Raw genomic sequence first — 26,248 nt, forward strand, 5'->3', positions numbered from 1 at the left:
CCTCTCATGCGTAGGGGCCGATCTCCTCGCCCACCACGGGGTTCTCCAGGGCCCCGATCCCCTCGATCTCCAGCCGCATCACGTCCCCGGGCCGCACCGGACTGATCCCCCGGGGCGTCCCCGTCAGGATCAGGTCCCCCGGCTCCAGGGTCATGAAGGAGGAGACCCAGGCGATCAGCCGAGGAACCTTCCAGAGCATCTCTCGGGTGTTCCCCCGTTGCCGGAGTTCCCCGTTCACGTACACCCGCATCTCGAGGTCGTGAGGATCCTCGATCTCCCCTTCCACCGACCAGGGCCCCACAGGGCCGAAAGTGTCGTATCCCTTGGCCCGGACGGGAGGCCGGTAGAAGTTCCCCACGAAGTCGCGGGCCGTGATGTCGTTGGCAATGGTGTACCCCTGAACGACCCGCAGGGCCTCTTCGGGCTGCACGTTGCGGCACCGCCGGCCGATGACCACCGCCAGCTCCACCTCGTAGTGCAGGTACTCAACCCCCCGGGGGTAGACCACCGGGGCCCGGTGTCCCACGAGGCAGGAGAGGGGCTTGAAGAACAGGGGCGGCTCGTCCGGAATTCGCATGCCCAACTCCGCGGCGTGCTCCGGGTAGTTCAGGGCAACTCCGAGGACCTTCGTGGGGCTCACGGGCGGAAGCCAGACCACACGATCTGGATCGTACCCGCGTCCTCCCGCATCGTAGAGCGCCCCTTCCCTGAAGGTTCCCTCGTGGACGGCGCCTTCCGCGGCGAACCGCACGCGCTTCATCCGTTCGAGTCTCCCTCCCCCTCAAGCAACCCGTACCGCTGCAACACCCTCTGGATGCGGCGCCGGTTCTCCTCGGTCGGCAGCACGAGCGGCAATCGGATCTCGGGGACGATCTTCCCGAGGAGACCCAGGGCGTACTTGAGGGGTCCCGGATTGGTCTCGATGAACAGGATGTCGTTTAAGGGCAGCAGCTCATAGTGAAGTGCGAGGGCGCCTTGCCAGTCACCGGAGAACCAAAGATCGTGCATGCGCGCCACACGGTCGGGAACCAGGTTGGCAGTGGCACTGATGGAACCAGCGCCTCCGATGGCGAGCATGGGATAGCACAGGAGCTCGATCCCGCTGTAGAGTAGGAAGTCGCGCCCGCAGTAGTAGAGGACCCGGTTCACGTGCTCGAAGTCCCGGTTCGCCTCCTTCACTCCCACGAGGTTCGGGCAATCCTCACGCAGTCGCGCCAGCGTCTCCACTTCCAGGTTCACTCCGGTCCGTCCCGGAATGTTGTACACGATCACCGGAAGCTCCGTAGCGTGCGCCACAGCCCGGAAATGCTCGTAGAGGCCCTGCTGCGTTGGACGAACGTGGTAGGGCACCAGGACCAAAAGCGCATCCGCCCCCCACCGCTCCGCCCGGCGCGCGAGGAAAAGGGTCTCCTCATGATGATTCGTTCCCACCCCTGCCACCACCGGAACCCGCCCGGCCGCAGTCTTAACGGCAATGCGGATGAGCCGTTCTCGCTCCTCCAGGGTGAGGGAGGTGGCCTCCCCGGTGGTGCCCCCGATGGAGATCCCGTGGCTTCCGGAAGCGATCTGCCACTCGATGAGGTCTCGAAGGGTTTCCTCGTCGAGCTGTCCATTTTGGAAGGGCGTGACCAGCGGGACGATGGAACCCCGCAGACGTTGCAAGTTCATCGTGTCCCCTCACGCGCTTCGACGAGCGTTTCCCATCTCTCCCCCCGCACGCGTTCCTCGGCGTCCATGTGCCTTTTCCATCTCAAGTAGGCTTCTAGGGTGCGGAGCTTGTGCTGCCGTGCGAAGCGCTCGATCTGCAGCGGATCCGCTCCTTGCTCGATGAGGTCCACCAAGCGGTCATGCTCCTTTACCGAGTCCAGCCCTCGGTGCGGGATGAAGGGGAAGATGCTGCGGCGGATGGTGTCCATGCGGTTCCAGGTGGCCCGGAGAAGCTCCAGGAGGTAGCGGTGATCACATCCCGCGCAGAGGGTCATGTGGAACCGACGGTTGAGGCGATCGAAGAGGGGAAGATCGAAGGAGGCCATCGCCTGGCGCATGCGCTCGTTCATGCGTCGCAACTCCCGCAGGGTCCTCGGGGCAAGTCGGGGGGCAGCCAAGGCGGTAGCGTACCCCTCCAGAAGGGCCAGCAACGAGAGGGTCTCGGTGTAGGCCCGTTCGTCCACCTGAGCTACCCGGGCCCCTTGGTAGCGCTCGTAGGTGACCACCCCTTCCGCCTGAAGGCGCCGGAGGGCTTCCCGTACGGGGGTGGGGCTCATCCCGAACTCTCTGGCGAGGGCCTCGATGCTGAGGCGGTAGCCGGGCCCGTACTCTCCCCGCAGGATGCGCTCATAGATGCGCCGGTAGGCCTCCGCGTACTTCCCGCCTTGTTTCATATTGACAATCCTATAGGATTTCGCCTATAAACCTAGCCAGGTTGTTGTCTGTTGTCAACCCACGGGGTGGGGGGATGGAAATCCGAGCGCCGCGAGTCGTCCGGGCAGGACACGTGGTCCTCTACGTCTCGGATCTCCAGGCCGCCCGTCGGTTCTACGTGGAGTTGCTGGGCTTCTCCATCCTGCATGAGGGCCCCGACGCCCTTTACCTGCGGGGATACGAGGAGCGGGAGTGGAGCCTGAAGCTCCAGCTGCACCCCCGTCCTGGGCTTCGGCACATCGCCTTCAAGGTGGCCGAGGAGAAAGACCTCGACTCGGCCATCGAGATGGCCAAAGGGTTCGGACTCCCGTGGCGGGAGGAGGAGGAGTTCGAACGCCCCCACATGGTCCGCATCCAGGACCCATTCGGATTTCCCGTGGCCTTTTACCGGCGATCCAGCCGCCACCCTCCCCTCCTGCAGGAGTACCACCGATATCGAGGGCCCGGGATCCAGCGGCTGGACCACTTCAACCTCTTCAGCCCGAAGGTGCCGGAGGTGGTGCGGTTCTATATGGACGTGCTGGGGTTCCGGCTGACGGAGTATACCGTGGACGATCACGACCAGCTGTGGGGGGCCTGGCTCCAGCGGAAAGGGAACGTGCACGACCTCGCCCTCACTTCCGGTCCGGGACCCCGTCTCCACCACATCGGCTATTGGGTGCAGGACGTCCACGGAATCCTGCGGGCCGCGGACATCCTGGCCTCCGCGCGGTGTGTCCACCAGCTGGAACGTGGGCCCGGCCGACACGGAATCAGCAACGCCATGTTCCTCTACCTCCGGGATCCAGACGGCCACCGGGTGGAGCTGTACACCTCGGACTACCTCACTGTGGATCCCGAGTTCGAACCGGTCCGCTGGCACCTGCGTGACCCCCGCCGCCAGACTCTCTGGGGGCAAGCAGCCCCCGAGAGCTGGTTCCAGGAAGGGAGCGCGGTCGAGGGCTTCACCGGCCAGTTCGTGGAACCCTCGTCATGAGCCTCGGTCAGCAGCTCACCCAGTTCATCGCCGTGGGGGTCGTCAACGGAGCCATCTATGCCTTGCTGGGATTGGGTCTCGTGGTCATCTACTCCGTTACCCGTGCGGTAAACGTGGCCCAAGGGGAGTTCGCGGCGTTGGGGGCCCTCCTCGCCGCGACCCTGGCAAGCGCCGGTTGGCCGGCGGAGGTTGTCCTCCCCGCAGGAACCGCGGCGTCTGCCCTGCTCGGATTGCTGACCTACCTCGGTGGGATCCGTCCCGTCCGCACCGCAAGCCCCCTCGTGCTCATCATCGTGACCCTCGCCATGCACCTCACCCTCAAAGGCCTCTTGCTGCTGGTCTGGGGAACGGATCCCTACGCGCTCCCGCCCTTCTCTCAGGGAGCCCCTCTGCGGATCCTGGGCGCCGTGGTGGCCCGCCAGAGCCTGTGGATTCTGGGGACCGTGGTGGCGGCCCTCATGGTCCTGTACGGGTTCTTCGGGTACACCCTGTACGGCAAGGCCCTGCGGGCCTGCGCCATCAACGAGCTCGCCGCGCGCCTGATGGGCATCCGTCCCCAGACCATGGGTGCCATCGCTTGGACCCTGGCCGGAGCCCTAGGAGGCCTCGCGGGAGTGCTCATCACCCCGCTCACCCTCGCCACCTACGACATGGGACTGATGCTGGGACTCAAGGGGTTCGTGGGCGCGGTGGCCGCGGGGCTCACCAGCTATCCACTAGCCGTGCTCGGGTGTTTGCTGTTCGGCATCGTGGAGTCTCTGGTGGCCGGGCTACTCCCCTCCGGCTATCGAGACGCCATCGCTTTCGGGGTCCTCGTGGTTGCCCTGCTCACCCGAGCGGTCCTGGCTCTCCGTCAGGGCGTGCTGGTGAAAGAGGAGGTTCTCTCCGAATGAACCGCGCATGGTTCCTCCGGGGAGGAGGTCTATTGCTCCTGCTCCTTTTGCCCTGGGTCCTCCGGGATCGTCTCTCCCTCACCGTTCCCTTCGTTATCGGGCTCCACGCGGTCCTGGCCATCGGGCTCGCCATGCTCGCCGGCCAGGCTGGTCAGGTCTCCCTGGGACAGGCGGCCTTCTACGGCATCGGGGCGTACACCGCGGCGCTCCTCACCGTCCGGCTGGGATGGGATCCCTGGATCGCCCTCGGGATGGCCGTACTGGTGGCCGCTTCCCTGGCCTTCATCCTGGGAGCGCCCGTGATGGCCCTGCGTGGCCACTACCTGGTACTGGGAACCCTGGCCCTGAACGTGGTGGTGGAGGTGGTCCTGCGCAACTGGCAGTCCCTCACGGGTGGGGCGAACGGCCTGAGCGGGGTTCCACCGCTTCACCTGGGCCCCTTCGGCGCGCTTCAGGGAACCCTTCCTTACTACTACCTGAGCTGGGGACTCGTGCTCCTCTCCCTCTGGCTCGGCCACAATCTGCTGCGCTCCCGGGTGGGGCGGGCGCTGGCGGCCATCCGGGCAAGCGAGGTGGCCGCGGTCAGTCTGGGGATTCCGCCGACCCGCTACAAGCTGCAGCTGTTTGCCTACAGCGCCGGGTGCGCCGCAGTGGCCGGCGGCCTGTACGCCTACGAACTCGGGTTCGTGAGTCCTTCCCCCTTCGGATTTGAACTCTCCATCGCAATCCTGGTCATGGGCGTCCTCGGCGGCATCCATCACCTTCCGGGTGCAGTGCTGGGAGCCGCGGTCGTCACCCTCCTCCGGGAGCTGCTCCGCAGCCTGCTCCCCCGGTTTTTCCGCGGGGGAGCGTCCGCAGAGTACGAAGCCGTGGTGTATGGCCTCCTCCTCGCCGCCACGGTCATCGCCGCGCCCATGGGGCTGTGGCCCTTCCTCGCCCGCTGGACGCGCCGCCCGGCACCGGAGCGCTGGGCCCAATCAGCGCATCCAGCCCCCTCGCCGCTCGTCCCGACACCCGTGGATCCTCCCGGCCCTGAAGACACCGGAGACGCCGTGGTAGAGACCCGGAGCTTGACCAAGCGCTTTGGCGGACTCGTGGCGGTGGACGATCTCTCCTTCGCCGTTCACCCGGGCGAGATCTACGCCATCATCGGACCCAACGGAGCGGGGAAGACCACGGTGCTGAACCTGATCACCGGCCTGCTCCGCCCTACCGCCGGGACCATTGCCCTGTTTGGATCCTCCGTTCATGCGCTGTCCCCCGAACGCATCGCGTCCCTCGGCGTGGCGCGTACCTTCCAGACCCCCCGGGTGGTGTGGGAGCTCACGGTGCTGGACAACGTGCGGCTCGGCATGCACCTCCACCTGCGAGCGGGCTTCCTCACCTCCCTGATGGGCCTCAACCACAGGGAAGAGGTCTGGTCCATCCGTCGGGCTCTAGCCCTCCTGGATCGGTTAGGGCTCGCCGCGGAAGCTCACGAGGCCGCCGAGAACCTCCCCTTCGGATCCCTGCGTCTGCTGGAGCTCGCCCGGGCCCTGGCCCTCCAACCCCGTCTCCTCCTGCTGGACGAGCCCGCCTCCGGTCTCAGCCAGGCGCAGCGGATGGAGCTGGCCCGACTCATCCGGGAGATCCGCGCGGAGGGTGTGACGGTGGTACTGGTGGAGCATGACGTGGAGATGGTGCTGCAGACAGCGGATCGGGTCCTGGTTCTGCACCAGGGACGACGCATCGCGGAGGGTCCCCCTGCGGTGGTCCGGTCGCACCCGGAGGTGATCTCCGCCTACCTGGGTCCTGACGTGGCGGAGATCACTACGGCAGGACCCAATCACCTTCGGAGGAGCCGAAGGGCACAGGCATGAAGCCCTCCCGGGATCGCGGGAGTCTGGAAAGTGCCCGAAACACCGGGGGACACCTACAGGTGTACGACCTCCACGCCTCCTACGGGCCCGTGCAGGCCCTCCGGGGTGCCACCCTGGAATGCACCCCTGGGGAGCTCGTGGCCATCATCGGCCCCAATGGGGCCGGCAAGAGTACCCTGCTCCGGGCAATCCTGGGCCTTCTCCCCCATCGCGGGGATGTCCTGCTGGATGGCCGATCGCTTAGGGCGCTCTCCACGGAGGATCGGGTTCGGTGCGGTCTGGCCCTGGTCCCAGAACGCCGGCAGCTTTTCGACACCCTCAGCGTGCGGGACAACCTCCTGCTGAGCGGATTCGGACGGGGGCTTGCGCGGTCCCGGATGGAGGAGCGGCTGCGCCTGGTGTTCTCCCTATTCCCCGCGCTGGCCGAGCGTCCACGGGCCCCCGCCCGGTCCCTCTCCGGCGGACAGCAGCAGATGCTGGCCATCGGACGGGCCCTTATGGGGGAACCCCGCGTGCTCCTGATGGACGAGCCCCTCCTCGGACTCGCCCCCCTCATCGTCTCGGAATTGCTGGGGCTCCTGCGGAAGCTGTGCACTGAGGGGCTCTCCGTGGTCCTGGTGGAACAGAATGCCCGGGCGGCGCTCGCGGTGGCCGACCGGGCGTACGTCCTGGAACGGGGACGGATCGTCCGGAGCGGCTCCACCCGGGATCTGCGGTCAGACCCCACGGTGCAGAGCGCCTACCTGGGCGGTCCCATGGAGCCCGAGGCCACTCGGGGAAAGTGAGCTAACGCGGGGATCGCCGCACGCCCAGTGCGCGGATCAGGCGCTCGGGTTCGCGGGAGATCTCCTCCTGGGTGCCGAGGGGATGGATGCGTCCGCCCTCTAGGAGAAGCCCGCGGTGCAGAACCCGGAGGGCCGAGCCCACCCGCTGCTCCGCCAGCAGCACCCCCACCCCCTCCTGGGCGAGGTGGGTGAGCACCTCCAGGACCCGCTGGACCATCCCGGGCATCAGCCCTTCCAGGGGCTCGTCCAGGAGGAGCAGGATCGGGCGGAGGCAGAGGGCGCGGGCGATGGCCACCATCTGCTGTTCGCCGCCAGACAGTCTTCCCGCAGGCTGATCCCACCGTTCCCGCAGGACGGGGAACAGCTCCAGCACCCACGCCAGGGCCTCCCCCTCCGAACCCCGAACCCGCAGCCCCATCCGCAGGTTCTCGCCCACCGTCAGCTCGGGGAAAAGCCGACGACCCTGCGGGACGTACCCGATGCCGAGCCGGGGGATCTCATGAGGGGCAAGTCCCGTGAGCTCCACGCCGTCCAGCCGGACGCGACCCTGCACGGGCCGCACCAGTCCCATGATGGCCCGCAGCAGGGTGGTCTTGCCCGCGCCGTTGCGGCCGAGGAGTCCCACCACCTCCCCGGAACCCACCTCCAGGGAGACTCCCCGCAGGACCGGCGCACCCCCGTATCCGCAGACCAGCCCCTCCACGCGCAGGGTTCTCATCCCCCCGCTCCCAGGTACACCCGCTGCACCGCGGGCTCCTCTTCCACCTCCCTGGGGGTCCCCTCAAAGAGGATGCGGCCTCGGTCCATGACCGTTATCCGGTGCGCGAGTTCCAGCACCACGGGGAGGTTGTGCTCGATGAGGAGGACGGTGGTGGTTTGGGCCACCCGACGGATCAAGGCGATCCAGTTGTCGATCTCCTCGGGGCTCAGGCCCTGCGTGGGCTCGTCGAGCACCAAAAGGCGCGGCCGGAGGGCGAGCGCCATGGCCAGCTCCAGGAGCCGCTGGTGGCCGTACGGGAGGGCCCCCGCGCGCTCCTCCCGCAGATCTCCCAGCCCCACCGCATCCAGCACCGCGCGAACCCGGATCCTCAAAGCCTCCTCCTGCGGTCGCAGGAAGTCGAGGGGGCGGCGGAGCTCGGTCCGCTGGAGGGCGAGCAGGACGTTCTCGAACACCGACAGGCCCCGCAGCACCGAGGGGATCTGCAGGGTGCACACGATGCCCATCCGCACGCGGCGGTGGGGGGGGAGGAAGGTGATCTCCTCCCCCTCGAAGTACACGCGGCCAGAGGTGGGGCGCAATCGGCCGGTGAGGAGGTTCGCGAGGGTGGTCTTGCCTGCGCCGTTCGGGCCGATGAGGCCCCGGATCTCTGCCACCTCCACCCGGAAGTCCACATCGTCCACGGCCACGATCCCCCCAAAGGTGCGCCGGACCTTAACCGCCTCCACCATCGGCCTCACGGGAGCCACCGCCACCTCCGATCCCGTAGGCTCCCCAGGATCCCCTGAGGGAAGGCCCGGATGAGGAGGACGAGGGCGATCCCCACGACCACGAGATACGCGTTCAGAAGGCCGCTCGCCGCCTCCACCGTGTACGTCACGAGGGCTACGCCCAGCAGCGGCCCCAGGGTGGTGCCCGCCCCGCCCACCAGGACCCACAGCAAGGGGTACACGGAGTACAGGACGGAGGCGAAGGCGTTCCCCACGTAGGCGAACAGCAGGGCATAGGCGGCCCCCGCGGCTCCGGAGAGGGCGCCGGAGAGGAGATGCGCCGTCCACCGGTAGAGGAAGGGATCGTATCCCAGCAGGTGTGTGCGCTCCTCGTGCTCCCGCAGTCCCATCAATACCCGGCCGAAGGGTGATCGCACGAGCCACAGGGTGCCGAGAAGCGCGCTCCCGAACAGCAGCAGGGCGAGGTTGTAGCGGAGGGGAGGAGGGACCTGGACGGGGAGGGTAAGGCCCTGGTCGGCCCAGGTGATCCGGTTGAAGTACAGGGTCAGGAGATACCCCGTCTGTCCGAACAGCAGGGTCACGATGGAGAAGGCTAGCCCCGCGGTGCGGAGGGCGGGAATTCCCAGCAGGGCCGCGACCGCCATGCTCCCGAGCATGCCCACGAAGAACGCCCCTACGGCATCTAGACCCAGGTAGTACACGGGGAGCCCGGCGCCGTACAGACCGGCGGCGAAATAGAGGGCGTGCCCGAGGCTCAATAGACCCGTATAGCCCAGTAGGAGGTTGTAGGCCACGGCGTACGTGCCGAACAGGAGGATCCGGGTCACGACGCCGTGGTGGTACGGAGGCAGGAGGAACTGCAGCACGCCCAGGCCCACCAGGACCCCGAGGTGCAGGCCCCAGACCCGGCGCGCCTGCACCCTCATCCCGCCCGCTCGTCCCACAGCCCTCCCCGCCGCACCACCAGGACCAAGGCCACCACCAGGGTGGCGAGGATGCGGGCGAGGGTGGGGGTGAAGAACAAGGAGATGAACCCGTCCATCCACCCGACGAGGAGGCTCGCGACCACCGTTCCCCCGAGACTCCCCAGCCCTCCCAGGATGACCACCACGAAGGAGAGCAGCAGGACATCGAGACCCATGAGGTAGTGGGCCTGTTGCACGGGCACCACCAGAACTCCCGCCACCGCGGCCAGCCCTGCACCGAGGGCGAACACCGTGGTGTACACCCGCTCCACCGGAACGCCCAAAGCAACCGCCATCTCCGGATCCTGCCGGGTGGCCCGCATCACCAATCCCAGATCCGTGCCCCGCAGCAGGACGCCCAGAGCGGAGAGGAGGGCCGCGGACAGGCCCGCGATGGCCAGCTTGTAACCGGAGTACCCAAACCACGGGAACTCCACGGTGCCCCCGAAGGGCGCGGCGATCCCTCGGGCTTCGGGACCGTACAGCAGGAGGGTCAGCTGCTGGAGCACGTAGAGCACCCCCAGGGTGGCCACCACGGTGGGTTGGGCCGCGTAGCGGAGGGGGCGGAGCACCAGCCGATCCACCCCGACGGCCAGGGCCATCACTGCAGCCGGCGCGAGCAGCAGGGCCAACGGGAAACTTCCCGTGACCGTGACGACCGCCCACGCGAGCACGGCGCCCAGCATGAAGAACTCGCCGTGGGCCACGTTCACGATGCGCAGGATCCCAAAGCTCAGGGAGAAGCCCACCGCGGTGAGGGCCAGCAGGAGCCCGTTCGTGGTCCCGTCCAGGAGGGCGAGGGCAAGGGGCCCTGGAAAGGGCATGCGGGGAGCTACAGGGACTGCCTGCGGTAGTCCGCCTCCGGCGGGTACAGGCTGTCCTCGATGCGGGTCCGGTGCACCACCCGCAGCTTCCGGCCCTCCACCCGGGAGATGAACTGCTGTCCGAAGGCCTGATGGATCTGGCCCACGAACCGCTTGGGCCCCTGCGGGTGGCCGAGCCCCTCCTCGAATCGCTCCGTGGCCTCCAGGGTTTCGATGAAGGCGCGGTAGTCCCGGAGGTTCCGGTTGCGGTAGCCGCTGCGCTCCACGATCTCTTTGATGACGAACAGGGTCTCCCACACTCCGAACATGTGGGAGTAGGTGGAGACGTCCCGGGGATCCGTTTTGCTGGCACCGTTGGCATCCACCCCCACCGCCTCCCGGAACGCCCGCTCCCAGGGGGTGTCGTACTGCCCCGCGTAACGGGGAAGGGCCTCCCAGAAGTAGGTGCCCTCCAGGAACTCCAGGCCTGGGCTCGCGAGGTCCACCCCCTCCAGGGAATCGATGAAGCCGAAGAACTGCGGTCGGCGTCGGCCGAAGTACTCCCCCATCTCCCGGACGAAGGTGAGCACCGCGGGCCCCACCATCACGTGGTAGACCACCTCCACATTGCGGGGAATCCTGGGGAAGTACTTCGTGAAGCTGGTCTCCGTGGGGGGAATGGGCACCAGCGCCACGATCTCCGCGCCCAGGCGGCGGGCGGCCGCGGTGAAGAAGTCCCGATGGTCGTAGCCGAAGGCGTAGTCCGGAAAGATCATGGCGATGCGCCGGCCGAGGTTCCTGACGATCCAGGGAGCCACCGCGGTCACCTGGGATCGCACATCCGTGATTCCGGGTTGAAAGGTCCACCGGTTGAGCCTCCCGCTGGGCACGTGGTAACCCTCGCTCACCACCAGGTACGGGATCTTCAGCTCCGCGGCCCGGGGAGCAGATGCCACCACCACGTTGGAGAACAGGGTGCCGAAGATGAAGTCCACCCGGTGCTGCAGGGCGAGCTTCTCCACCACCTCGATCCCGCGCTTGGGATCCGTACCGTCGTCCTCCACCACCAGCTGCACGGGCCGACCTCCGATGCCTCCCCGGGCGTTCAGGGTCCGCACCGCGGCCCGGGCGGTGCGTTCATACCACTTCCCGTACACGGCCCCGATCCCCGTGCGGTGGGCCTGCAGTCCTACCCGGAGCGGGGGTTGCCCAGCGGTTCCCGCGTACGCGTACGGCGCGAGCAGGCGGAAGGCGCTCGCCCCCACAAGCGCCCCTACGGTCCTAAGCATCTCCCGTCGGGTCAGCAACTGGGCGGACATGCAGACCACCTCCGCCTGTTTATTGTAGAAATCCCGTGTGGGGCCGTGCGGGACGGATCTCCGTTTACCCGGCCTCCGGCTTGGGCCGCAGGCTCGGAAGGGGTGGAGCCACAGGCCTCACGGGCTCCGGAGCCGCTTGAGGAGCCGGCGGAGACGGAGGGGTGGATACGGGCTCCAGGGGTTGCCCGCTCACCAGGCGATCCAGCTCTTCCGCGTCCAGGGTCTCCTTCTCCAGCAAGGTGCGGGCGATGCGCTCCAGCTTGTCCCGATGGGCCTCCAAGGTCGAGCGGGCCCGGGTGTAGCACTCGTCGATGATGCGCCGCACCTCCTTGTCGATCTCGTAGGCCACCTCCTCGCTGTAGTTCCGGCTCTCCACCAGGTCGCGCCCCAGGAAGATGGGACCGTGGCGCTTGCCGAAGGACATGGGGCCCAGCTTCTCCGACATCCCGTACTCCGTGACCATGCGGCGGGCCATGTCCGTGGCCTGTTCGAAGTCGTTCTCCGCCCCGGTGGTGATCTCCCCGAACACGAGCTCCTCCGCCACCCGGCCGCCCATGGCCACGGTGATCTCGTCCAGGAGCTCCGCCCGGGTGCGGGTGTACCGGTCCTCCGGTGGCATCCCCATCACGTAGCCCAGGGCCATGCCCCGGGAGACAATGGTGACCTTGCTGGGCGGATCCGCGTGCGGCAACAGCTTGCGGAGCAGGGCGTGCCCGGCCTCGTGGTAGGCCACCAGCTCCCGCTCCCGGGGGGAGAGCACCCGGCTGCGGCGCTGCGGTCCCGCGATGACCCGCTCGATGGCCTCGTCGAACTCCGCCATGGTGATCCTGCGCTTGTTGCGGCGTGCGGCCAGCAGCGCCGCCTCGTTCACGAGATTCGCGAGGTCCGCGCCGGAGAACCCCGGGGTGCGCTTGGCGAGCAGCTCCACGTTCACATCCTCGGCGAGAGGCTTGCCCCGCAGGTGGACCTCCAGGATGGCCCTGCGCCCCTTGGTGTCCGGGTTGTCCACCACGATACGGCGGTCAAAGCGGCCCGGACGCAGGAGGGCGGGATCCAGGATGTCGGGCCGGTTGGTGGCCGCGATGACCACGATGCCCGCGTTGGGGTCGAACCCGTCCATCTCCACCAGGAGCTGGTTCAGGGTCTGCTCCCGCTCATCGTGGCCGCCTCCGAGCCCAGCCCCCCGCTGCCGGCCCACCGCGTCGATCTCGTCGATGAACACCAGGCACGGCGCGCTCTTCTTGGCCTGGTCAAAGAGGTCCCGGACCCGGCTCGCCCCTACCCCGACGAACATCTCCACGAACTCCGAACCGGAAATGGAGTAGAAGGGGACTCCGGCCTCCCCGGCCACCGCCTTAGCCAGGAGGGTCTTGCCGGAACCCGGCGGCCCAACCAGGAGAACCCCTCGGGGGATCTTGGCGCCCAGGGCCTGAAACTTCTTGGGGTGCTTGAGGAACTCGATGATCTCCTGGAGCTCCTCCTTGGCCTCGTCCACGCCCGCCACGTCCTCGAAGGTCACCCGGGTCTTGGATTCGTGGTGGAGCCGGGCCCGGCTCTTCCCGAAGGACATGGCCTGGTTGCTGCCGGACTGGGCCTGCCGGATCATCAGAAACCACAGCCCGATGATCAGAAGCACGGGCAGGAAGCTGCCGAGGAGGTTGGGCCAGGGCGAGTTGCGGGCGGACGCCTCGATGCGGAAGGGAATCCGCCGCTCCCGCAGCATCTTCTGGATCTCCGGAGTGGTCTCCCGGGAGTAGGTGGTGCGGAAGGGCTGTCCGTCCCGGGTGGTGCCGTAGATGGTGCTGGAATCCTCATTGAACACCACGGTGTCCCGAATCCGGCCCGCCTCCACCCAGCTCAGGAACTGACTGAAGTCCACCTGATGCGAGGTCGTCCGGGTGCTCCGGTACATGGGCACCAGGACGAACAGCACCACGGTGATCACCAGGGACCAGATCACCAGACTGCGTAGGTACCGGTTCGCCACGCTCTCCTCCTACCGGCCACCTCCGGCCGCCCCATTATAACACCCCGAGCCCCCGCCGCCCGCTTCGAGCCGCCACGCCCGCATCCGCAGGCATCTGCCCTCCCGGGGGGGAGGGAGGGCGGCCGCGCAGTAGCCGATCACCCAGAGGACCTCTCCATCCCGGGTAGCCACGATTCCCACCCCATCCCGCTCCCACCGGGGAACCCCGGCCTCCGTAAGGACGTCCTGCACCTTGCGATGCCCCCCCCGGAGCCGGATCCGATCCCCGGGCCGGCGGTTGCGGAGGACCAACCCCCGCTCGCTCACCGCGGGGTCCAGTTCCACCTCCCACTCCCCCTGTACGGCCCCGGCTCCCTCCACCGGCTCGATCCTCGCCTCCACGAGAAGCCCAAGCTCCGTGCTGAGCACCTCTCCGGGCACCGGAAGCGGCACCTCCACGGGCGGACGAGATCCCGTGTCCCCCCGATCCACGATCAGCACCTCCCGGGCCACCCGGACCCGCACCCCGTGCGGCAGGATGAACTCGTTCCCCGTCTCTCCCCGCAAGACCGCGCGACGGATCCGCTCCACGTGAACGAACGTGACATCTGCTCCGATTCCGAGCTCCTCGACCAGTGCCCGGAGCAGCCGCCGCTGGAGGGCGGGGGCGAGTTCCTGGAAACCCAGGCGGTCCACCCGCAAGGCCCCTTCCCCTCTGCGGGCCACCAGGGTCTCCCGCAGGGTCTCCAGCTGTTCCTCCCACCACGCCTCCTCCGCCCGCACCATCTCCGCCAGATGCGCCAGGGCTTCCCGGATCCGCGGATTCTCCCTCTCCAGCAGGGGGAGGATGAGATGTCGGATCCGACTGCGCGGGCGCGCGAGGTCCGCGTTCGTCGGGTCCTCCCGCCAGGAGAGGCCGAGGGCGGAGAGGAAGGCCCGGAGCTCCTGGCGTCGGGTCCACAGCAAGGGCCGGACGACCGCGACCCCTGGCCGAAGGGGTCGGAGGGGCAGGATTCCCCCGAGCCCCGCCACGCCCGTACCCCGCACCAGCCGGAGGAGCACCGTCTCCGCCTGATCGTCCAGAGTGTGGCCCGTGGCCACCACGGAGGCACCGACGGCCTGCGCGATCTGGCCCAGGGCCTGATAGCGGGCCTCCCGGGCCCGGGATTCGAGGTTGGGGTCCTGTGGCTTGAGATCCGTCAGGCGCGCCAGGTGAAAGGGAACCCCGAGCTGCGCGCACAGGGCTTGGACGAAGGCCGCGTCCTCATCCGCCTCCGGGCGAAGGCCGTGGTGCACGTGGCCCACGGCGAGCTGCAGGCCCCAGAAGTCCGGAAAACGCCGCAGGATGTGAAGGAGGGCGGTGCTGTCGGCCCCACCGGAGCATGCCACCAGGATCCGCGCACCGGGTGGAAACAGGCGGTACTCCGTCACCGCTTCCTGGATGCGGGCGATCAGACGATCCACGGACACCGAAGACGCCATTTCCGGGGTTCACGGTCCGCGCGAAACCGCGCGTCTTTGCCGTTGGTGGCGGCGGTGGGACTCGAACCCACGACACCGCGGGTATGAGCCGCGTGCTCTGACCTCTGAGCTACGCCGCCCCCTTCTTTTTTATCACCCTCCGCCCCGGGGAGGAAGCCAAGACCGGAAGGGAATGGCTACAATAGCGACGATGCGCCCGGTCTGGGGAATGGTGCTCCTCCTGCTGGCGGCCGCCGTGTTGCGGTTCTGGCGGCTCGGGGAGCCCCCCAAGCAGTTCTTCGACGAGATCTACTACGCCCGGACCGCCCAGGAGTACCTCACGGGCCGCCCCATCTACGAGTGGACCCACCCGCCCCTCTCCAAGCTCCTCGTGGCGGGCAGCATCCGGGCCTTCGGCTTCACCCCGTGGGGGTGGCGGTTCGCATCCGCCCTGGCGGGGGTGCTGGGGGTGGCGGCCCTCTATGCCCTGGGATGCGCGGTGCTCGGGGATTCCCGTAAGGGCCTCACGGTGGCGGCCCTGGGCGCGTGGGACAGCCTGCTCCTGGTGGAGTCCCGGATCGCAAAGCCCGAGATCTTCCTCCTGCTCTTCGGCACCGCCGCCTACGCCGCGTGGTGGACGGCCCTCCGCACCCGCCGCCCGGGATGGTATCTCGCCGCAGGGCTCTGCGCGGGCGCGGCGATGGCCACGAAGTGGACGGGGCTCACGAGCGCGGGAATCCTGCTGGTCGCTAGCCTCCTCGCCTGGCGAAGAGGGGAACTCGCGGCTCCCGGGGCTAACTTCGCGGCCCTGCTGCTCCTCCCCGCGGTCCCCTACACGGCCTCCTACCTCCCCCACCTCCTGCGGGGGGAGACGCTTGGGGATCTTCTGCGCCTCCACGAGAACATGTACCGGTACCACAGCACCCTGGTGGCCACCCATCCGTACGCGAGCCGCTGGTGGAGCTGGCCGCTCCTGCTGCGGCCCATGTGGTACCACTACGAGGCGCACGCGGGGATCATGACGGGAATCTTCGCGGTGGGAAACCCGATGGTGTGGTGGGCCATCCTCCCTGCGGTCGGGTTTGTGGCCTGGCGCACGGCCCGCAAGAGCCGCCCAGAGGACCCGTTCATCCTCGCGGGATTCCTCCTGTCCTACCTCCCCTATGCCTTCATCGGCCGGCTCCTCTTCGTCTATCACATGTTGCCCGCCCTCCCTTTCGCGTATCTTGCCATCGCGGAGGCCCTGGACGCGGTGGAAAGGCGGATGGGAAGGAAGTGGAAGCGAGCGTACCTCCTCGTGGTGGCCATGGTCTTCGCGTTCCAGCTGCCGGTTCTCGTGGCCTATCCCGTGCCCGCCCGGTGGCTGCGGTGGTGGATCTGGATGCCCACATGGGTATGAAGCCTTCCCTGAGTGCCTTCTTTCCCGCCCACAACGAGGAGGGAAACATCGAGGAAACCGTCCGGCGGGCACTCGAGGTGCTGCCCGCGTACGCGGAGACGTTTGAGGTCATCGTGGTAGACGACGGGAGTACGGACCGCACCGCGGAGGTGGTGCGCCGCCTCATGGAGGAGGACCCTCGCGTGCGGCTCGTGCAGCACGAGCGGAACCGGGGCTATGGAGCGGCCCTACGCACGGGATTTGCGGTCGCCCGGTACGAGTGGGTGTTCTTCAGCGACGCGGATCTGCAGTTCGATCTCGCGGATCTGGGCCGGCTCGTTCTCCACACGGATCGAGGGGACCTCATCGTGGGCTACCGGCTTCGACGTCGGGACCCGCCTCATCGTCGTCTCATCGGCCGGGCCTGGAACCTGCTGGTGCGGTGGGGATTCGGGGTGCGGGTGCGGGACGTGGACTGCGCCTTCAAGCTCCTGCGTCGGGAAGTGGTGCAGCGCCTGCCCCTGCGAAGCGATGGGGCCTTCATCAGCACGGAGTTGCTTTGCCGGGCCGCAGCCTTAGGAGCCCGCATCGTAGAGGTAGGAGTCCCGCACTACCCCCGGCGGTGGGGCCGACAGGGCGGGGCAAGCCTGCGGGTGATCCTCCGAGCCCTACAGGAGCTGTGGCGGCTTCGACGGGAGCTCAGGCAGGCTTCCGGGTCAGGAGAACCAGCATCCACCCCAGCGCCGTCAGATGGAGGAGGGAGAGGACGGTGGTCACGGGGGGGAGGAAGAGGTTCCACACCGCGTGGGTAAAGGGGGTACGGGTTGCGGGGTGCGTGCTCAGGTAGGCGAGGCCGTAGACGAGATCCACAAAGAGCAGGAAGGTGAGGGCGCCGACCGGTGGAAGCCCGATCCGCCCGCGGCCCCAGGCGAGGAGCCCGAAGGGCAGGGCCGGAAAGAGATAGCGCTCGTGCATCCGGGTGCCCAGGGTGAAGGCGCCCAGGAAGAGGGCGGCCGCGGCGAGATCATAGGACCCAGGTCCTCCCTCCCGGGCACACCGCCACAGGACGATCCCTCCGACCGCGCCCACCAGCAGCAGCCCCCACACGTTCGCCGGCATGCCCATCCACGGGATGGCATCGGATTTCCAGTTAAACCCGAGGAGGTGCCACAGGTTGAGGGCGTTGACGGACCCGTAGGGGTAGACCCGGACGGCCTGGACGACCAGGGCGAGAAGCCGTGTGGGCGTCAAGCCAAACCCGAGGGAGGGGAGCACCACGGCCGCGGCTCCGGTTGCCAGAACCCGTCCCCAATCCTCCCGAGGCAGTACCCTGGAACGGATCCCCCAAAGACCCATCAGGGGCAGCACCAGGGCGTACTGGGGTTTGGTGAGGATCCCGAACCCGAGGAGCGCTCCCGCCAAGGTAGCCTTGCGGCTCTGCAGTGCCCACCAGCCCCCGAGGAGCCAGGCCACGGCCACGCTCTCCGCCTGCCCCCACAGGGCCCCGATGCAGAGCACCGCGGGGTTCCACAGGTACCACGAGGCCGCCCGCGCCCCGCCCAGTCGCGCCACCAATCCCGCCACCGCGAAGTCCGCGAGGGCAGGGGGGAGCTTGACGAGCACCGGCCCGGCCTGTGGCACAAGCCGCATCAGGATCCCCACGGGCCACAGCACCAGCAGGTAACCGGGGGTGTAGTCCACGAAGGTGTCCGGAGCGTAGAAGCGGAGGGGGCCGGTCTGGGCCATCCGCACGGCCCAGGACTGGAAGGTGGCCACGTCTACCGCGTGCCCGGGGAGGAAGAGGAGCACGCCTCGCAGGAGAGCGGGCCACAGCCAGAAGGAAGCCGGTGGAACCTCCACGGCACCATGGTAGCGGATCGCCAGGAAGCAGGCGGAAACGGTTAGGAGGAGAGGCCGCGATGCGGATCGGAGTGCCCAGGGAGCGCAAGGAGCAGGAGTACCGGGTGGGGATCACGCCCGCGGGCGTGATGCAGCTGGTGGAGGCCGGCCACGAGGTCCTCGTCGAGGCGGGAGCCGGGGAGGGCAGCGGGTTCTCGGACGAGGAGTACGGGCGCCGGGGTGCCCGGGTGATCCGGGACCCCGCGGAGGTGTGGGGCGCAGACCTCGTGCTGAAGGTGAAGGAGCCCCTCCCGGAGGAGTACCGGTATCTGAGGCCTGGACTCGTCCTGTTCGCCTTCCTGCACCTGGCCGCGGATCCGCAACTCACCCATGCCCTGCTCGGTTCCCGAGCGGTGGCCATCGCCTACGAGACCGTGCAGCTCCCGGACGGGGAACTGCCCCTGCTCACCCCCATGAGCGAGGTGGCCGGGAAGCTCGCCGTCCAGGAGGCCGCTTACCACCTGAAGCGCACGGGGGGCGGGAAGGGGACGCTCCTGGGAGGGGTCACCGGTGTCGCGCCGGGCACGGTGGTCATCCTGGGGGGCGGCGTGGTGGGCACCAATGCCGCGCGGGTGGCACTGGGCATGGGCGCTCAGGTCACCGTTCTCGAGAAAAACCCCCGGAGGATGCGGTTCCTGGATGAGGTGCTCCACGGCAGATTCCAGGCCCTGGCGAGCAACCCCTACACCATCGAGCAGGCGGTGGCGTACGCGGACGTGCTGGTGGGCGCGGTCCTGGTCCCCGGGGCGCGCACGCCGCGGCTGGTGACGGAAGAGATGGTGAAGGCCATGAAGCCGGGGTCCGTCATCGTGGACGTCTCCATCGACCAGGGCGGGTGCGTGGAGGGGATCCGGCCCACCACCCACCGCGACCCCGTGTACGTCCGGCACGGGGTGGTTCACTACGCGGTTCCAAACATGCCCTCAGCTGTCCCCCGGACCTCCACCGTGGCCCTCACCAACGCCACCATCCCCTACGCCCTGCAGATCGCGGCCAAGGGATGGATCCGGGCCTGCCGGGAGGACCCGGCGCTCCGGAGGGGGCTCAACGTGGTGGAGGGTGCCCTCACCCATCCGGGTGTGGCCGAGGCCCACGGGCTCCCGTATGCTCCCGCGGAGGAGATCCTGGAACCTCGCTAGACGTCCCGGAAAATGGCGAGAGGCTCCCGCGGCCACTCCGGCCGGACCCGCCCGGCCGCGACTTCCTCGAGGGCGATGGTGACCGGGTTCTGGGAATCGACGTCCACAAGCGGCAGCTGGCCCGTGCCCAGCTGCTGGGCCCGCTTCGCAGCCAGCATCACCAAGGCGTACTTGTTGGGCACGCGCTCCAGCAGCACCTCGATGGGCGGTCGGATCATCCCCATCACCTCGCAGGGCCCATTGTAGCGAGTCCGGAGAATCCGTCAAAGTCCAGCTCGCGGGGGCCCCGGGGGAGCAGGTTGGGGAGAAGTCCGGCCGACATAGGCCGCGCAGGCTCTGCGGAGGGGGCACCCCGTGCACCGGGGCGCGTGGGCCCGGCAGATCTCCCGGCCGTGGCGCACCAGCAGGAGGTGGAAGGGGGCGTACCGCTCGGGCGGAACCAGGGCCTCCATCCACCCGTGCGCGGCCTCTCGGGACATCCCGGAGGGCACGAGTCCCACCCGCCGCGTCACCCGGTACACGTGGGTGTCCACGGGGAAGGCAGGGAGCCTCAGGCCGAACAGGAGCACGATGGCCGCGGTCTTCGGTCCGATCCCGGGTTGTCCGAGCAGCCACGCCCTCGCCTCCTCCGGGGAGGCACTCCGGAGGAAGTCCAGGGAGGGTTCACCTCCTGCTTCTGGGAGCGCCCGGAGGAGGGTCCGGATGCGGCGGGCCCGGACCGTGCTCAGGCCCGCGGGCCGGATGAGGGCCTCCACCGTGCGGAGGGGCGCGTCCCGCACCGCGCGCCACGTCCGGAGGCGCTCCCGCAACCGGGTAAAGGCCCGGTCGCTGTTCCGGTCGGAGGTGTTCTGGGAAAGGACCGCGCGCACGAGGACCCCCACCGGATCCCGGACCGGGCGGATTCGAGGCGGTCCGTAGAAGGCCTCCAGCAGGCGGTCCACGGTCCGGGCGCGGCGTCGGAGGGCCGGGGAGGGAGCGTACTCCGTCATGCGCTGGACACCTCCGCCCACACCCGCCCCGCGAGGGAGAGGGCGTCGCGCACCGCGTGACCTCCCACGTCGTTGTTGTAAAACACGTATACGTCCCGTCCGGCCTCCAGCTCCTTTCGGATCCAGGTGGCATCCGCCCGGATGTGTTGTTCGGTGTAACCGCTGCCGTAGAGGGATCCCGGGCCATGGCGGCGCAGGTAGCTCCAGCGGGCCGTGTGTGGCACCCGCACCGGAGACCGCTCGAGGGGCTGCGGATGCATCCCGGGAAGCAGCACCTGAAACGGCCAGTCTGCCCCCACCACCGCGGCATCCCTTGCCTCCAGCCGGCGGTACACGGCCTCTGAAAACCATGAGGGATCCCGGAACTCGAAGGCGTGCCGGACCGAGGAGGGGAGCAAGCCCAGGAACGCCCCCAGCCGCTCCGCATCCGCGGGGAAGCGGGGCGGGAGCTGCCACAACACGCAGCTCAGGCGATCTCCCAGGGGCTCCGCGTGCGCGAAGAACCGGTCCAGGGCCTCTTGGACCTCCCGCAGACGGCGGAGGTGCGTGATGAAACGGCTTCCCTTCAGCACGAACCGGAACCCTTCTGGAACCTCTCGGGCCCAGGCCTCAAAGGTCCTGCGCGGCGGCAGACGGTAAAAGGTGACGTTCATCTCCACCGCGTTGAAGTGCTCCGCGTAGCGCGCAAGCCACCGGCGGGAGGGAAGACCCTCCGGGTAGAGCACCCCCACCCAGTGCCGGTAGTTGAACCCTGAGGTCCCGATCCACGCGGTGGCCACGGGGTCACTCCCTCAGGCGGATGCGGGCGAACCGACGCTTGCCCACGCGGAGCACCATGCCCTCCCGAACCTCCACCCGCGCTTCGGGGTCGTCCAACCGTGTCCCGTCCACCCGTACCCCCCCCTGCAGGACGAGCCGCCGTGCCTCGCTGCGGCTGGAAGCGAGTCCCGCGCGGACCACGAGCTGCACGATGGGCATCCGTCCCTCCACCAGCTCCGATCCTCGGAGGGAGACCTCCGGGATCTGTTCTGGGAGCTCCTTCCGGGCGAAGACCCGGTCGAAGGCCTCTTCCGCATCCCGGGCCTCCTCCTCCCCGTGCCAGAGGCGCACGATCTCCCGGGCGAGCCGGCGTTTGGCGTCCCGAGGGTGCACCGCGCCCCGCTCCAGGCCCTCCACCAGGGTTCGGATCTCCTCCTCGGGAAGCTCCGTGCACAGCGCGAAGTAGGTGGGCATGAGGGCGTCCGGCAGGGACATCACCTTCCCGTACATCTCCTGCGGGGGTTCCGCGATCCCGATGTAGTTGCCCAGGGACTTGCTCATCTTCTCCACGCCATCCAGCCCCGGCAGAAGCGGCATGAGGAAGGCTACCTGCGGGGCTTGGCCGAACTCCCGCTGGAGGTTCCGCCCCATGAGGAGGTTGAACTTCTGATCCGTGCCTCCCAGCTCCACGTCCGCCCGGAGGGCCACGGAGTCGTACGCCTGGCAGAGGGGGTAGAGGAGCTCGTGAAGGCCGATGGGAATCCCCTCCCGCCAGCGCTCCGTGAAGTCGTCCCGCTCCATCACCCGGGCCACGGTCACCTTGCTGGCGAGCCGGATCACGTCCGCAAACCGCATGGGCGCAAGCCACTGGCTGTTGAACACCACCCGGGTGCGCTCGGGATCCAGGATGCGGCTGTACTGCGCCCGGTAGGTGGCGGCGTTGCGCTCCACCTCTTCCGGGGTGAGCATGGGCCGGGTCTGCTTCTTGCCCGAGGGATCCCCGATGAGGGCGGTGAAGTCCCCGATCACGAGGATGGCCTCGTGCCCCAGGTCCTGGAACTGCCGCAGCTTCCGGAGGACCACCGCGAACCCCAGGTGGATGTCGGGCGCCGTGGGATCCAGCCCGAGCTTCACTCGGAGCGGCCGACCCTCCCGCAGCTTCTCAAGCAGCTCCTCTTCCGAGACGATCTCCGCGGCACCCCGGCGCAAAAGCGCCAGCTGCGCCTCCGGAGAGGGCCGGGGAGTCATCGCGGCCTCCGGGAGGGCCAGCCCAGGATCTCCGGCCGGGCCTGGAGGGCCAGAAGCAGCGGGTACCCGATCCCGTAACAGGCCACGAGCTGGCCGAGGAACACCGTGCCCACGGTGGGCCAGTACGGCACGCCCGCGAGGAACTGGAGGTAAAGCGGCACGCCCAGGGCGTTGACCACCACCGGGGGAAGCGGCGCAAGCCACGCCCTAGGCATACGGGCGGTGAGGAGGGCCGCCCCCAGGCTGAGGAGGGTCCCCAGCACCACGTCCACCAGTCCGTACGGGCCCAGCAGGTTCGCGATGAACACCCCGAGCGCCAGCCCCAGGGTTCCGGAGACGGGGTCCAGGTAGGGGAGCACGGTGAGGGCTTCGGAAACCCGTACCTGCACGGGCCCGTAGCCGAGCTCCCCCAGGGATACGGTGACCGCCGCGTACACGCCCGCGATGATCCCCGCCCGGACCAACCATCCGATCTTCGTCGTCCCTCTCATCCCCCTTCCCCCTCCGTGGCGAACAGCAGCCGCAGCCCGCTCCGATCCACCTCCACCCCAAGACCCGGCCCCGGAGGCGGGGCCCCGAACCCGCCCTGGGAGCGGGGTTGATGCCCCGCCACGTGCTCCAGAACCCAGTCGTTCATGAAAGAGGCCGCCAGAAACGCCTCGGGCCGGGTGCTGGCGGCCAGGTGGCTTGCGGCCGCCGTCACGAGGTCTCCCCCCCATGTGTCCTCGATGATGAGGGAGAGGCCCAGTTCCTGCGCCAGGTCCCGCACGAGGCGCGATCCGGTGAGACCCCCGAACCGGCTGATCTTGAGGTTGATCCCCACCGCCCCCATTCCCACGGCTTCCAGCACCTCCCGCACGTCCGTCACCACCTCGTCCAGGATCAAGGGGAGCGAGGCTCCTCCGCGGAGTGCCCGGCACTCCTCCAGGGTGGGGCAGGGCTGCTCGAGGATGACACGGTCCACTCCCGCGAGAAGGCGGGAGAGCACCGCGGCTTGGTGCAACCGGTACGCTCCGTTCGCGTCCGCGATCACCACCTCCTCCTCCCCGGTGACGTCCAGGACCGCCCGCACCCGGGCCAGATCCTCCTGAGGCGCGGTGCCGACCTTCAGCTGGAACCGACGGACGCCCAGAGCACGTTGCTCCCGCACGAAGTCCGCCATCTCCCCGGCGTCCCGCAACGGAACAGCCACGTAGAGGGGAAACCGCTCCTGCCACCGTCCGCCCAGCAGCAGGTAGACGGGAAGCCCCGTGGCCTTCCCCACCAGATCCCAGCACGCCATGTCCACGGGGCTTTTGGCGAACGCGAATCCCCGCAGGGTGCTGTCCATGCGTCGGTGAAGGACCGCGAGGTCCCGGGGGTCCAGACCCACGAGAGGCGGAAGGAGTTCTCTGAGCGCGGCCCGGGCTCCTTCCGCAAAGGCCGGGAGGTAGGTAGAACCCAGAGGGCAGACCTCCCCCCACCCCTCCAGTCCTTCGTCCGTGAGGATCCGCACCACGGTGGAGGGCAAGGTGCGGACCACGCGGCCGCCGGACATCCCGTAGGTCCCGTGGCGGTAGGTGAGCTCGTACCCGTACACCTCGATGCGCACGATCCTCACGGCTCGAGCTCCACCACGGTCACCCCCTCTCCCCCCTCGCTCGGGGGAGCCAGGTGGAACCGGATGCCTGGGTGGGCGCTCAAGGCCTCGTGAACGGCCCGCCGGAGGGCCCCCGTGCCCTTGCCGTGCACCACCACCAGGCGCCGCACGCCCCGGACCAGCGCGGTGTCCAGGGCCCGCTCCAGCTCGTAGACCGCGTCGTCCGCCTTCATTCCCCGGAGATCCAGACGGGCGGCGGATTCCACGGCAAAAGCCCGCTGTGCGGGCATCCGCGGCTGGGAAGACGGTGCGGGACCGGTGGGCAGCCGCAGGTCCGCCCGAGGGACCCGAACCCTCCACCGTCCGACCTGCACCTCCACCTCATCCCGCTCCGTAACGCCCACCACGATCCCCTCGGCCCGTAAGGAGGCTACCCGCACCCGATCCCCAGGGACCACGGTCTCCACGGGTTCCCCCGCCTCCAAGGCCTGCCCGGCCCTTAAGGCCTTCTGGAGCTCCGCGAGCCGGGAGTGGGCCTCCTGCGCCACCTGAGCCCGGCGCTCCTCCCGCAACTCCGCGAGCACCCTCCGGACCTCCTCCCGGGTCCGCTCCAGGAGCTCCCGGGCCTCCTCCCGGGCCCGGGCGAGCAGCCGCTCCCGCTCTGACCGGAGTTGCGCCTGCAGCGCTTCGTAGCGTGCTCGCTCCTCCTCCGCCTCCCGGCGCAACCGCTCCGCCTCCGCCCGGGCCAACTCCATCCGCCGCCGGTCCTCGTTCAACCCCGTCAGCACGGTCTCCATCTCCACCATCTTCCGCCCGAGCGATTCCCGCGCCCGGTCCAGGATCTCCGGAGGGAGCCCCAGGCGCTGGGCGATGATGAAGGCGTGGCTGCTTCCCGGAACTCCGATCCGTAGCCGGTAGGTGGGGCGCAGGGTCTCCGCGTCGAAGTCCACGGAGGCGTTCTGCACGCCCTCCAGGCTGTAAGCGAGGGATTTGAGCTCCCCGTAATGGGTGGTGGCCACCACCCGGCAGCCCCGCTCGTGTAAGGTCTCCAGGACGGCTCGGGCCAGGGCCGAGCCCTCCGCGGGGTCCGTGCCCGCCCCGATCTCGTCCAGAAGGACCAGGGCACCGGGCCGGGCCCGGTGCAGGATGTCCACGATGGCCCGCATGTGGCCGCTGAAGGTGGAGAGGGACTGCTCGATGCTCTGCTCATCCCCGATGTCCGCGAAGATCTGGGGGAACACGCCCATCCGACTACGGGGGGAAGCGGGGACGAACAACCCTGATTGCAGCATGAGCTGCAACAGGCCGATGGTCTTCAGGGCCACGGTCTTCCCCCCCGTGTTGGGGCCCGTGAGGAGAAGGGTACGGAAATCCGTTCCCAGCCACACGTCGATGGGAACCACCGGCCGTTGCGGATCCCGCCGGTGGGCGTAGACGAGGAGGGGATGTCGGGCCTCCACCAGCTCCAGCCGCGGCTCCGGCAGGAGTTCCGGATCCACCGCGTCCAGCTCCTCCGCCAGGCGCGCCTTGGCGAGGGCGAGATCCAGTCGGGCCAATCTCCGCACGGCCTCCTCCAGGGGGACCGCGCAGGCCGCCACCCGTTCCGAGAGCCAGGCCAAAACCCGCTGGATCTCCCGCTCCTCTGCCCCCCGCAGGGCCCGGAGGCGGTTTCCGAGCTGCACGGCCACCAGCGGCTCCATGAAGGCGGTCTGGCCGGTACCGGACTGGTCGTGGAGGATCCCGGGGAACTGGTGCGCGTACTGCTGCTTCACGGGCACCACGTACCGGTCGCCCCGCACGGTGATGATGGGATCCTGCAGCATCCGGGCCCACCGGGGGGAGCGGAGGAGCTCCTCCAGCCGAGTGCGCAGCTCCTGCTCCGTGGCCCGCAGCTGTTTTCTGATCCGGGCGAGCTCCGGGCTCGCGGAATCCAGCACGCGGCCGTCCTCCCCGAGGGCCCGCTCCAGCTCCGCCTCCAGCGGTTCGAAGGTCGGCAGGTCCCGAACCAGGGCGGACAACTGCGGCACCCGCTCCGCCCGGGAAAGGACTCCCCCCTTCACCCTCCGGGCGACCCGGACCGTGTGCAGGACCCGGAGCAGGTCCTCCGGCGAAAGCACTCCTCCCACCCGGACCCGGGCGAGAAGGGGCCGGAGGTCGTACACCCCGCGCAGGGACAGCTCGCCCGCCCGCAAGAGCTCCCGGGCCTCCGCGGTCTCCTGCAGCCGCTCCTGCACCGCGCGGAAATCCGCGGTGGGCCCGAGTTCTGCCACAAGCTCTGTGCCCACCGCGGTCTCCGTAAGCTGCCGCAGGCGGTCCCGGATCTTTTCGAATTCCAGAACCCGGAGGGTGCGCTCATCCAT

At 68.9% G+C, this 26,248-nt stretch carries 25 protein-coding genes and 1 tRNA gene; 7 read left to right on the forward strand and 19 right to left on the reverse strand.

The genetic code is table 11. The features are described 5' to 3' along the window. Window positions 1-4 precede the first annotated feature (4 nt). The 3 genes from QN206_03575 to QN206_03585 are packed head-to-tail and all read right to left on the reverse strand — an operon-like array spanning window position 5 to window position 2,381. A complete protein-coding gene (locus QN206_03575; protein MDR7613884.1) occupies window positions 5-760 on the reverse strand; it encodes a fumarylacetoacetate hydrolase family protein in 756 nt (251 codons plus the stop codon). Continuing rightward, window positions 757-1,668, reverse strand: coding sequence for a 2,4-dihydroxyhept-2-ene-1,7-dioic acid aldolase (gene hpaI / locus QN206_03580; protein ID MDR7613885.1), 912 nt, complete (start codon window positions 1,666-1,668; stop codon window positions 757-759). Before hpaI ends, QN206_03575 begins: the two co-directional genes overlap by 4 nt. Continuing rightward, window positions 1,665-2,381, reverse strand: a complete 717-nt coding sequence (locus tag QN206_03585) for a GntR family transcriptional regulator (protein MDR7613886.1) — start codon at window positions 2,379-2,381, stop codon at window positions 1,665-1,667. Before QN206_03585 ends, hpaI begins: the two co-directional genes overlap by 4 nt. Before the next feature lie 74 nt (window positions 2,382-2,455). Between QN206_03585 and hpaD the strand changes: the two genes are divergently transcribed. From hpaD to QN206_03605, 4 genes are read left to right on the forward strand one after another with little or no spacing between them, the layout of a single operon-like run. Next, window positions 2,456-3,397 carry a 3,4-dihydroxyphenylacetate 2,3-dioxygenase gene (hpaD, locus tag QN206_03590; protein MDR7613887.1) on the forward strand — a complete coding sequence of 314 codons (942 nt, stop codon included), beginning with the start codon at window positions 2,456-2,458 and terminating at the stop codon, window positions 3,395-3,397. After that, window positions 3,394-4,290 (forward strand): branched-chain amino acid ABC transporter permease, encoded by an 897-nt coding sequence (locus tag QN206_03595; protein ID MDR7613888.1) that lies wholly within the window; start codon window positions 3,394-3,396, stop codon window positions 4,288-4,290. The genes hpaD and QN206_03595 overlap by 4 nt, the downstream gene beginning before the upstream one ends. Then, the gene (locus QN206_03600; protein ID MDR7613889.1) at window positions 4,287-6,149 is read left to right on the forward strand and encodes a branched-chain amino acid ABC transporter ATP-binding protein/permease; all 1,863 of its coding nucleotides are present in this window, start codon (window positions 4,287-4,289) and stop codon (window positions 6,147-6,149) included. The genes QN206_03595 and QN206_03600 overlap by 4 nt, the downstream gene beginning before the upstream one ends. Continuing rightward, window positions 6,146-6,934 carry an ABC transporter ATP-binding protein gene (locus QN206_03605; GenBank protein MDR7613890.1) on the forward strand — a complete coding sequence of 263 codons (789 nt, stop codon included), beginning with the start codon at window positions 6,146-6,148 and terminating at the stop codon, window positions 6,932-6,934. The genes QN206_03600 and QN206_03605 overlap by 4 nt, the downstream gene beginning before the upstream one ends. Before the next feature lies 1 nt (window position 6,935). Here QN206_03605 and QN206_03610 read toward each other — a convergent pair whose 3' ends face one another. The 8 genes from QN206_03610 to QN206_03645 form a co-directional block, all read right to left on the reverse strand. Then, entirely contained in the window at window positions 6,936-7,652 is a 717-nt protein-coding gene (locus QN206_03610) for an ABC transporter ATP-binding protein (protein ID MDR7613891.1), read from the reverse strand. Next, complete coding sequence (locus QN206_03615) at window positions 7,649-8,383, reverse strand: ABC transporter ATP-binding protein (protein MDR7613892.1); 735 nt, start codon at window positions 8,381-8,383, stop codon at window positions 7,649-7,651. The genes QN206_03610 and QN206_03615 overlap by 4 nt, the downstream gene beginning before the upstream one ends. Before the next feature lie 5 nt (window positions 8,384-8,388). After that, window positions 8,389-9,309 carry a branched-chain amino acid ABC transporter permease gene (locus tag QN206_03620; GenBank protein ID MDR7613893.1) on the reverse strand — a complete coding sequence of 307 codons (921 nt, stop codon included), beginning with the start codon at window positions 9,307-9,309 and terminating at the stop codon, window positions 8,389-8,391. Beyond that, complete coding sequence (locus QN206_03625) at window positions 9,306-10,172, reverse strand: branched-chain amino acid ABC transporter permease (GenBank protein ID MDR7613894.1); 867 nt, start codon at window positions 10,170-10,172, stop codon at window positions 9,306-9,308. The genes QN206_03620 and QN206_03625 overlap by 4 nt, the downstream gene beginning before the upstream one ends. A gap of 8 nt (window positions 10,173-10,180) precedes the next feature. Beyond that, window positions 10,181-11,470: an ABC transporter substrate-binding protein gene (locus tag QN206_03630; protein MDR7613895.1), complete on the reverse strand. Its 1,290-nt coding sequence runs from the start codon at window positions 11,468-11,470 to the stop codon at window positions 10,181-10,183. Between the two features lie 64 nt (window positions 11,471-11,534). After that, window positions 11,535-13,457 (reverse strand): ATP-dependent zinc metalloprotease FtsH, encoded by a 1,923-nt coding sequence (gene ftsH / locus QN206_03635; GenBank protein MDR7613896.1) that lies wholly within the window; start codon window positions 13,455-13,457, stop codon window positions 11,535-11,537. 9 nt (window positions 13,458-13,466) lie between these two features. Then, window positions 13,467-14,918 (reverse strand): tRNA lysidine(34) synthetase TilS, encoded by a 1,452-nt coding sequence (tilS, locus tag QN206_03640; protein MDR7613897.1) that lies wholly within the window; start codon window positions 14,916-14,918, stop codon window positions 13,467-13,469. A gap of 43 nt (window positions 14,919-14,961) precedes the next feature. After that, window positions 14,962-15,037 (reverse strand) — tRNA-Met (locus tag QN206_03645). Between the two features lie 71 nt (window positions 15,038-15,108). Here QN206_03645 and QN206_03650 point away from each other — a divergent pair. Further along, the gene (locus tag QN206_03650) at window positions 15,109-16,296 is read left to right on the forward strand and encodes a phospholipid carrier-dependent glycosyltransferase (protein ID MDR7613898.1); all 1,188 of its coding nucleotides are present in this window, start codon (window positions 15,109-15,111) and stop codon (window positions 16,294-16,296) included. Continuing rightward, the gene (locus QN206_03655) at window positions 16,293-17,087 is read left to right on the forward strand and encodes a glycosyltransferase family 2 protein (protein ID MDR7613899.1); all 795 of its coding nucleotides are present in this window, start codon (window positions 16,293-16,295) and stop codon (window positions 17,085-17,087) included. Before QN206_03650 ends, QN206_03655 begins: the two co-directional genes overlap by 4 nt. Here QN206_03655 and QN206_03660 read toward each other — a convergent pair. Further along, window positions 16,975-18,135 carry a hypothetical protein gene (locus QN206_03660; protein MDR7613900.1) on the reverse strand — a complete coding sequence of 387 codons (1,161 nt, stop codon included), beginning with the start codon at window positions 18,133-18,135 and terminating at the stop codon, window positions 16,975-16,977. The two genes, QN206_03655 and QN206_03660, sit on opposite strands and share 113 nt — an antisense overlap. 59 nt (window positions 18,136-18,194) lie before the next feature. Here QN206_03660 and ald point away from each other — a divergent pair, with 59 nt between their 5' ends. After that, complete coding sequence (ald, locus tag QN206_03665) at window positions 18,195-19,313, forward strand: alanine dehydrogenase (GenBank protein MDR7613901.1); 1,119 nt, start codon at window positions 18,195-18,197, stop codon at window positions 19,311-19,313. On the opposite strand, the gene rpoZ is transcribed toward ald, so the two are convergent. Genes rpoZ through QN206_03700 form a run of 7 tightly spaced genes read right to left on the reverse strand, consistent with a single transcriptional unit; the run spans window position 19,310 to window position 26,248 of the window. Beyond that, window positions 19,310-19,531: a DNA-directed RNA polymerase subunit omega gene (rpoZ, locus tag QN206_03670; GenBank protein ID MDR7613902.1), complete on the reverse strand. Its 222-nt coding sequence runs from the start codon at window positions 19,529-19,531 to the stop codon at window positions 19,310-19,312. The genes ald and rpoZ overlap by 4 nt on opposite strands. Window positions 19,532-19,576: 45 nt before the next feature. Further along, the gene (gene nth / locus QN206_03675) at window positions 19,577-20,302 is read right to left on the reverse strand and encodes an endonuclease III (GenBank protein MDR7613903.1); all 726 of its coding nucleotides are present in this window, start codon (window positions 20,300-20,302) and stop codon (window positions 19,577-19,579) included. Further along, window positions 20,299-21,081, reverse strand: coding sequence for a DUF72 domain-containing protein (locus tag QN206_03680; protein MDR7613904.1), 783 nt, complete (start codon window positions 21,079-21,081; stop codon window positions 20,299-20,301). Before QN206_03680 ends, nth begins: the two co-directional genes overlap by 4 nt. Before the next feature lie 4 nt (window positions 21,082-21,085). Continuing rightward, window positions 21,086-22,309: a tyrosine--tRNA ligase gene (tyrS, locus tag QN206_03685; protein MDR7613905.1), complete on the reverse strand. Its 1,224-nt coding sequence runs from the start codon at window positions 22,307-22,309 to the stop codon at window positions 21,086-21,088. Then, window positions 22,306-22,800, reverse strand: a complete 495-nt coding sequence (locus QN206_03690; GenBank protein ID MDR7613906.1) for a QueT transporter family protein — start codon at window positions 22,798-22,800, stop codon at window positions 22,306-22,308. Before QN206_03690 ends, tyrS begins: the two co-directional genes overlap by 4 nt. Continuing rightward, window positions 22,797-23,909: a mandelate racemase/muconate lactonizing enzyme family protein gene (locus QN206_03695; GenBank protein ID MDR7613907.1), complete on the reverse strand. Its 1,113-nt coding sequence runs from the start codon at window positions 23,907-23,909 to the stop codon at window positions 22,797-22,799. Before QN206_03695 ends, QN206_03690 begins: the two co-directional genes overlap by 4 nt. After that, window positions 23,906-26,248 carry an endonuclease MutS2 gene (locus QN206_03700; GenBank protein ID MDR7613908.1) on the reverse strand — a complete coding sequence of 781 codons (2,343 nt, stop codon included), beginning with the start codon at window positions 26,246-26,248 and terminating at the stop codon, window positions 23,906-23,908. The genes QN206_03695 and QN206_03700 overlap by 4 nt, the downstream gene beginning before the upstream one ends.

The sequence above is a fragment of the Armatimonadota bacterium genome, assembly GCA_031460175.1.
In the GTDB taxonomy this organism is placed as follows: Bacteria; Sysuimicrobiota; Sysuimicrobiia; order Sysuimicrobiales; family Sysuimicrobiaceae; genus Sysuimicrobium; species Sysuimicrobium tengchongense.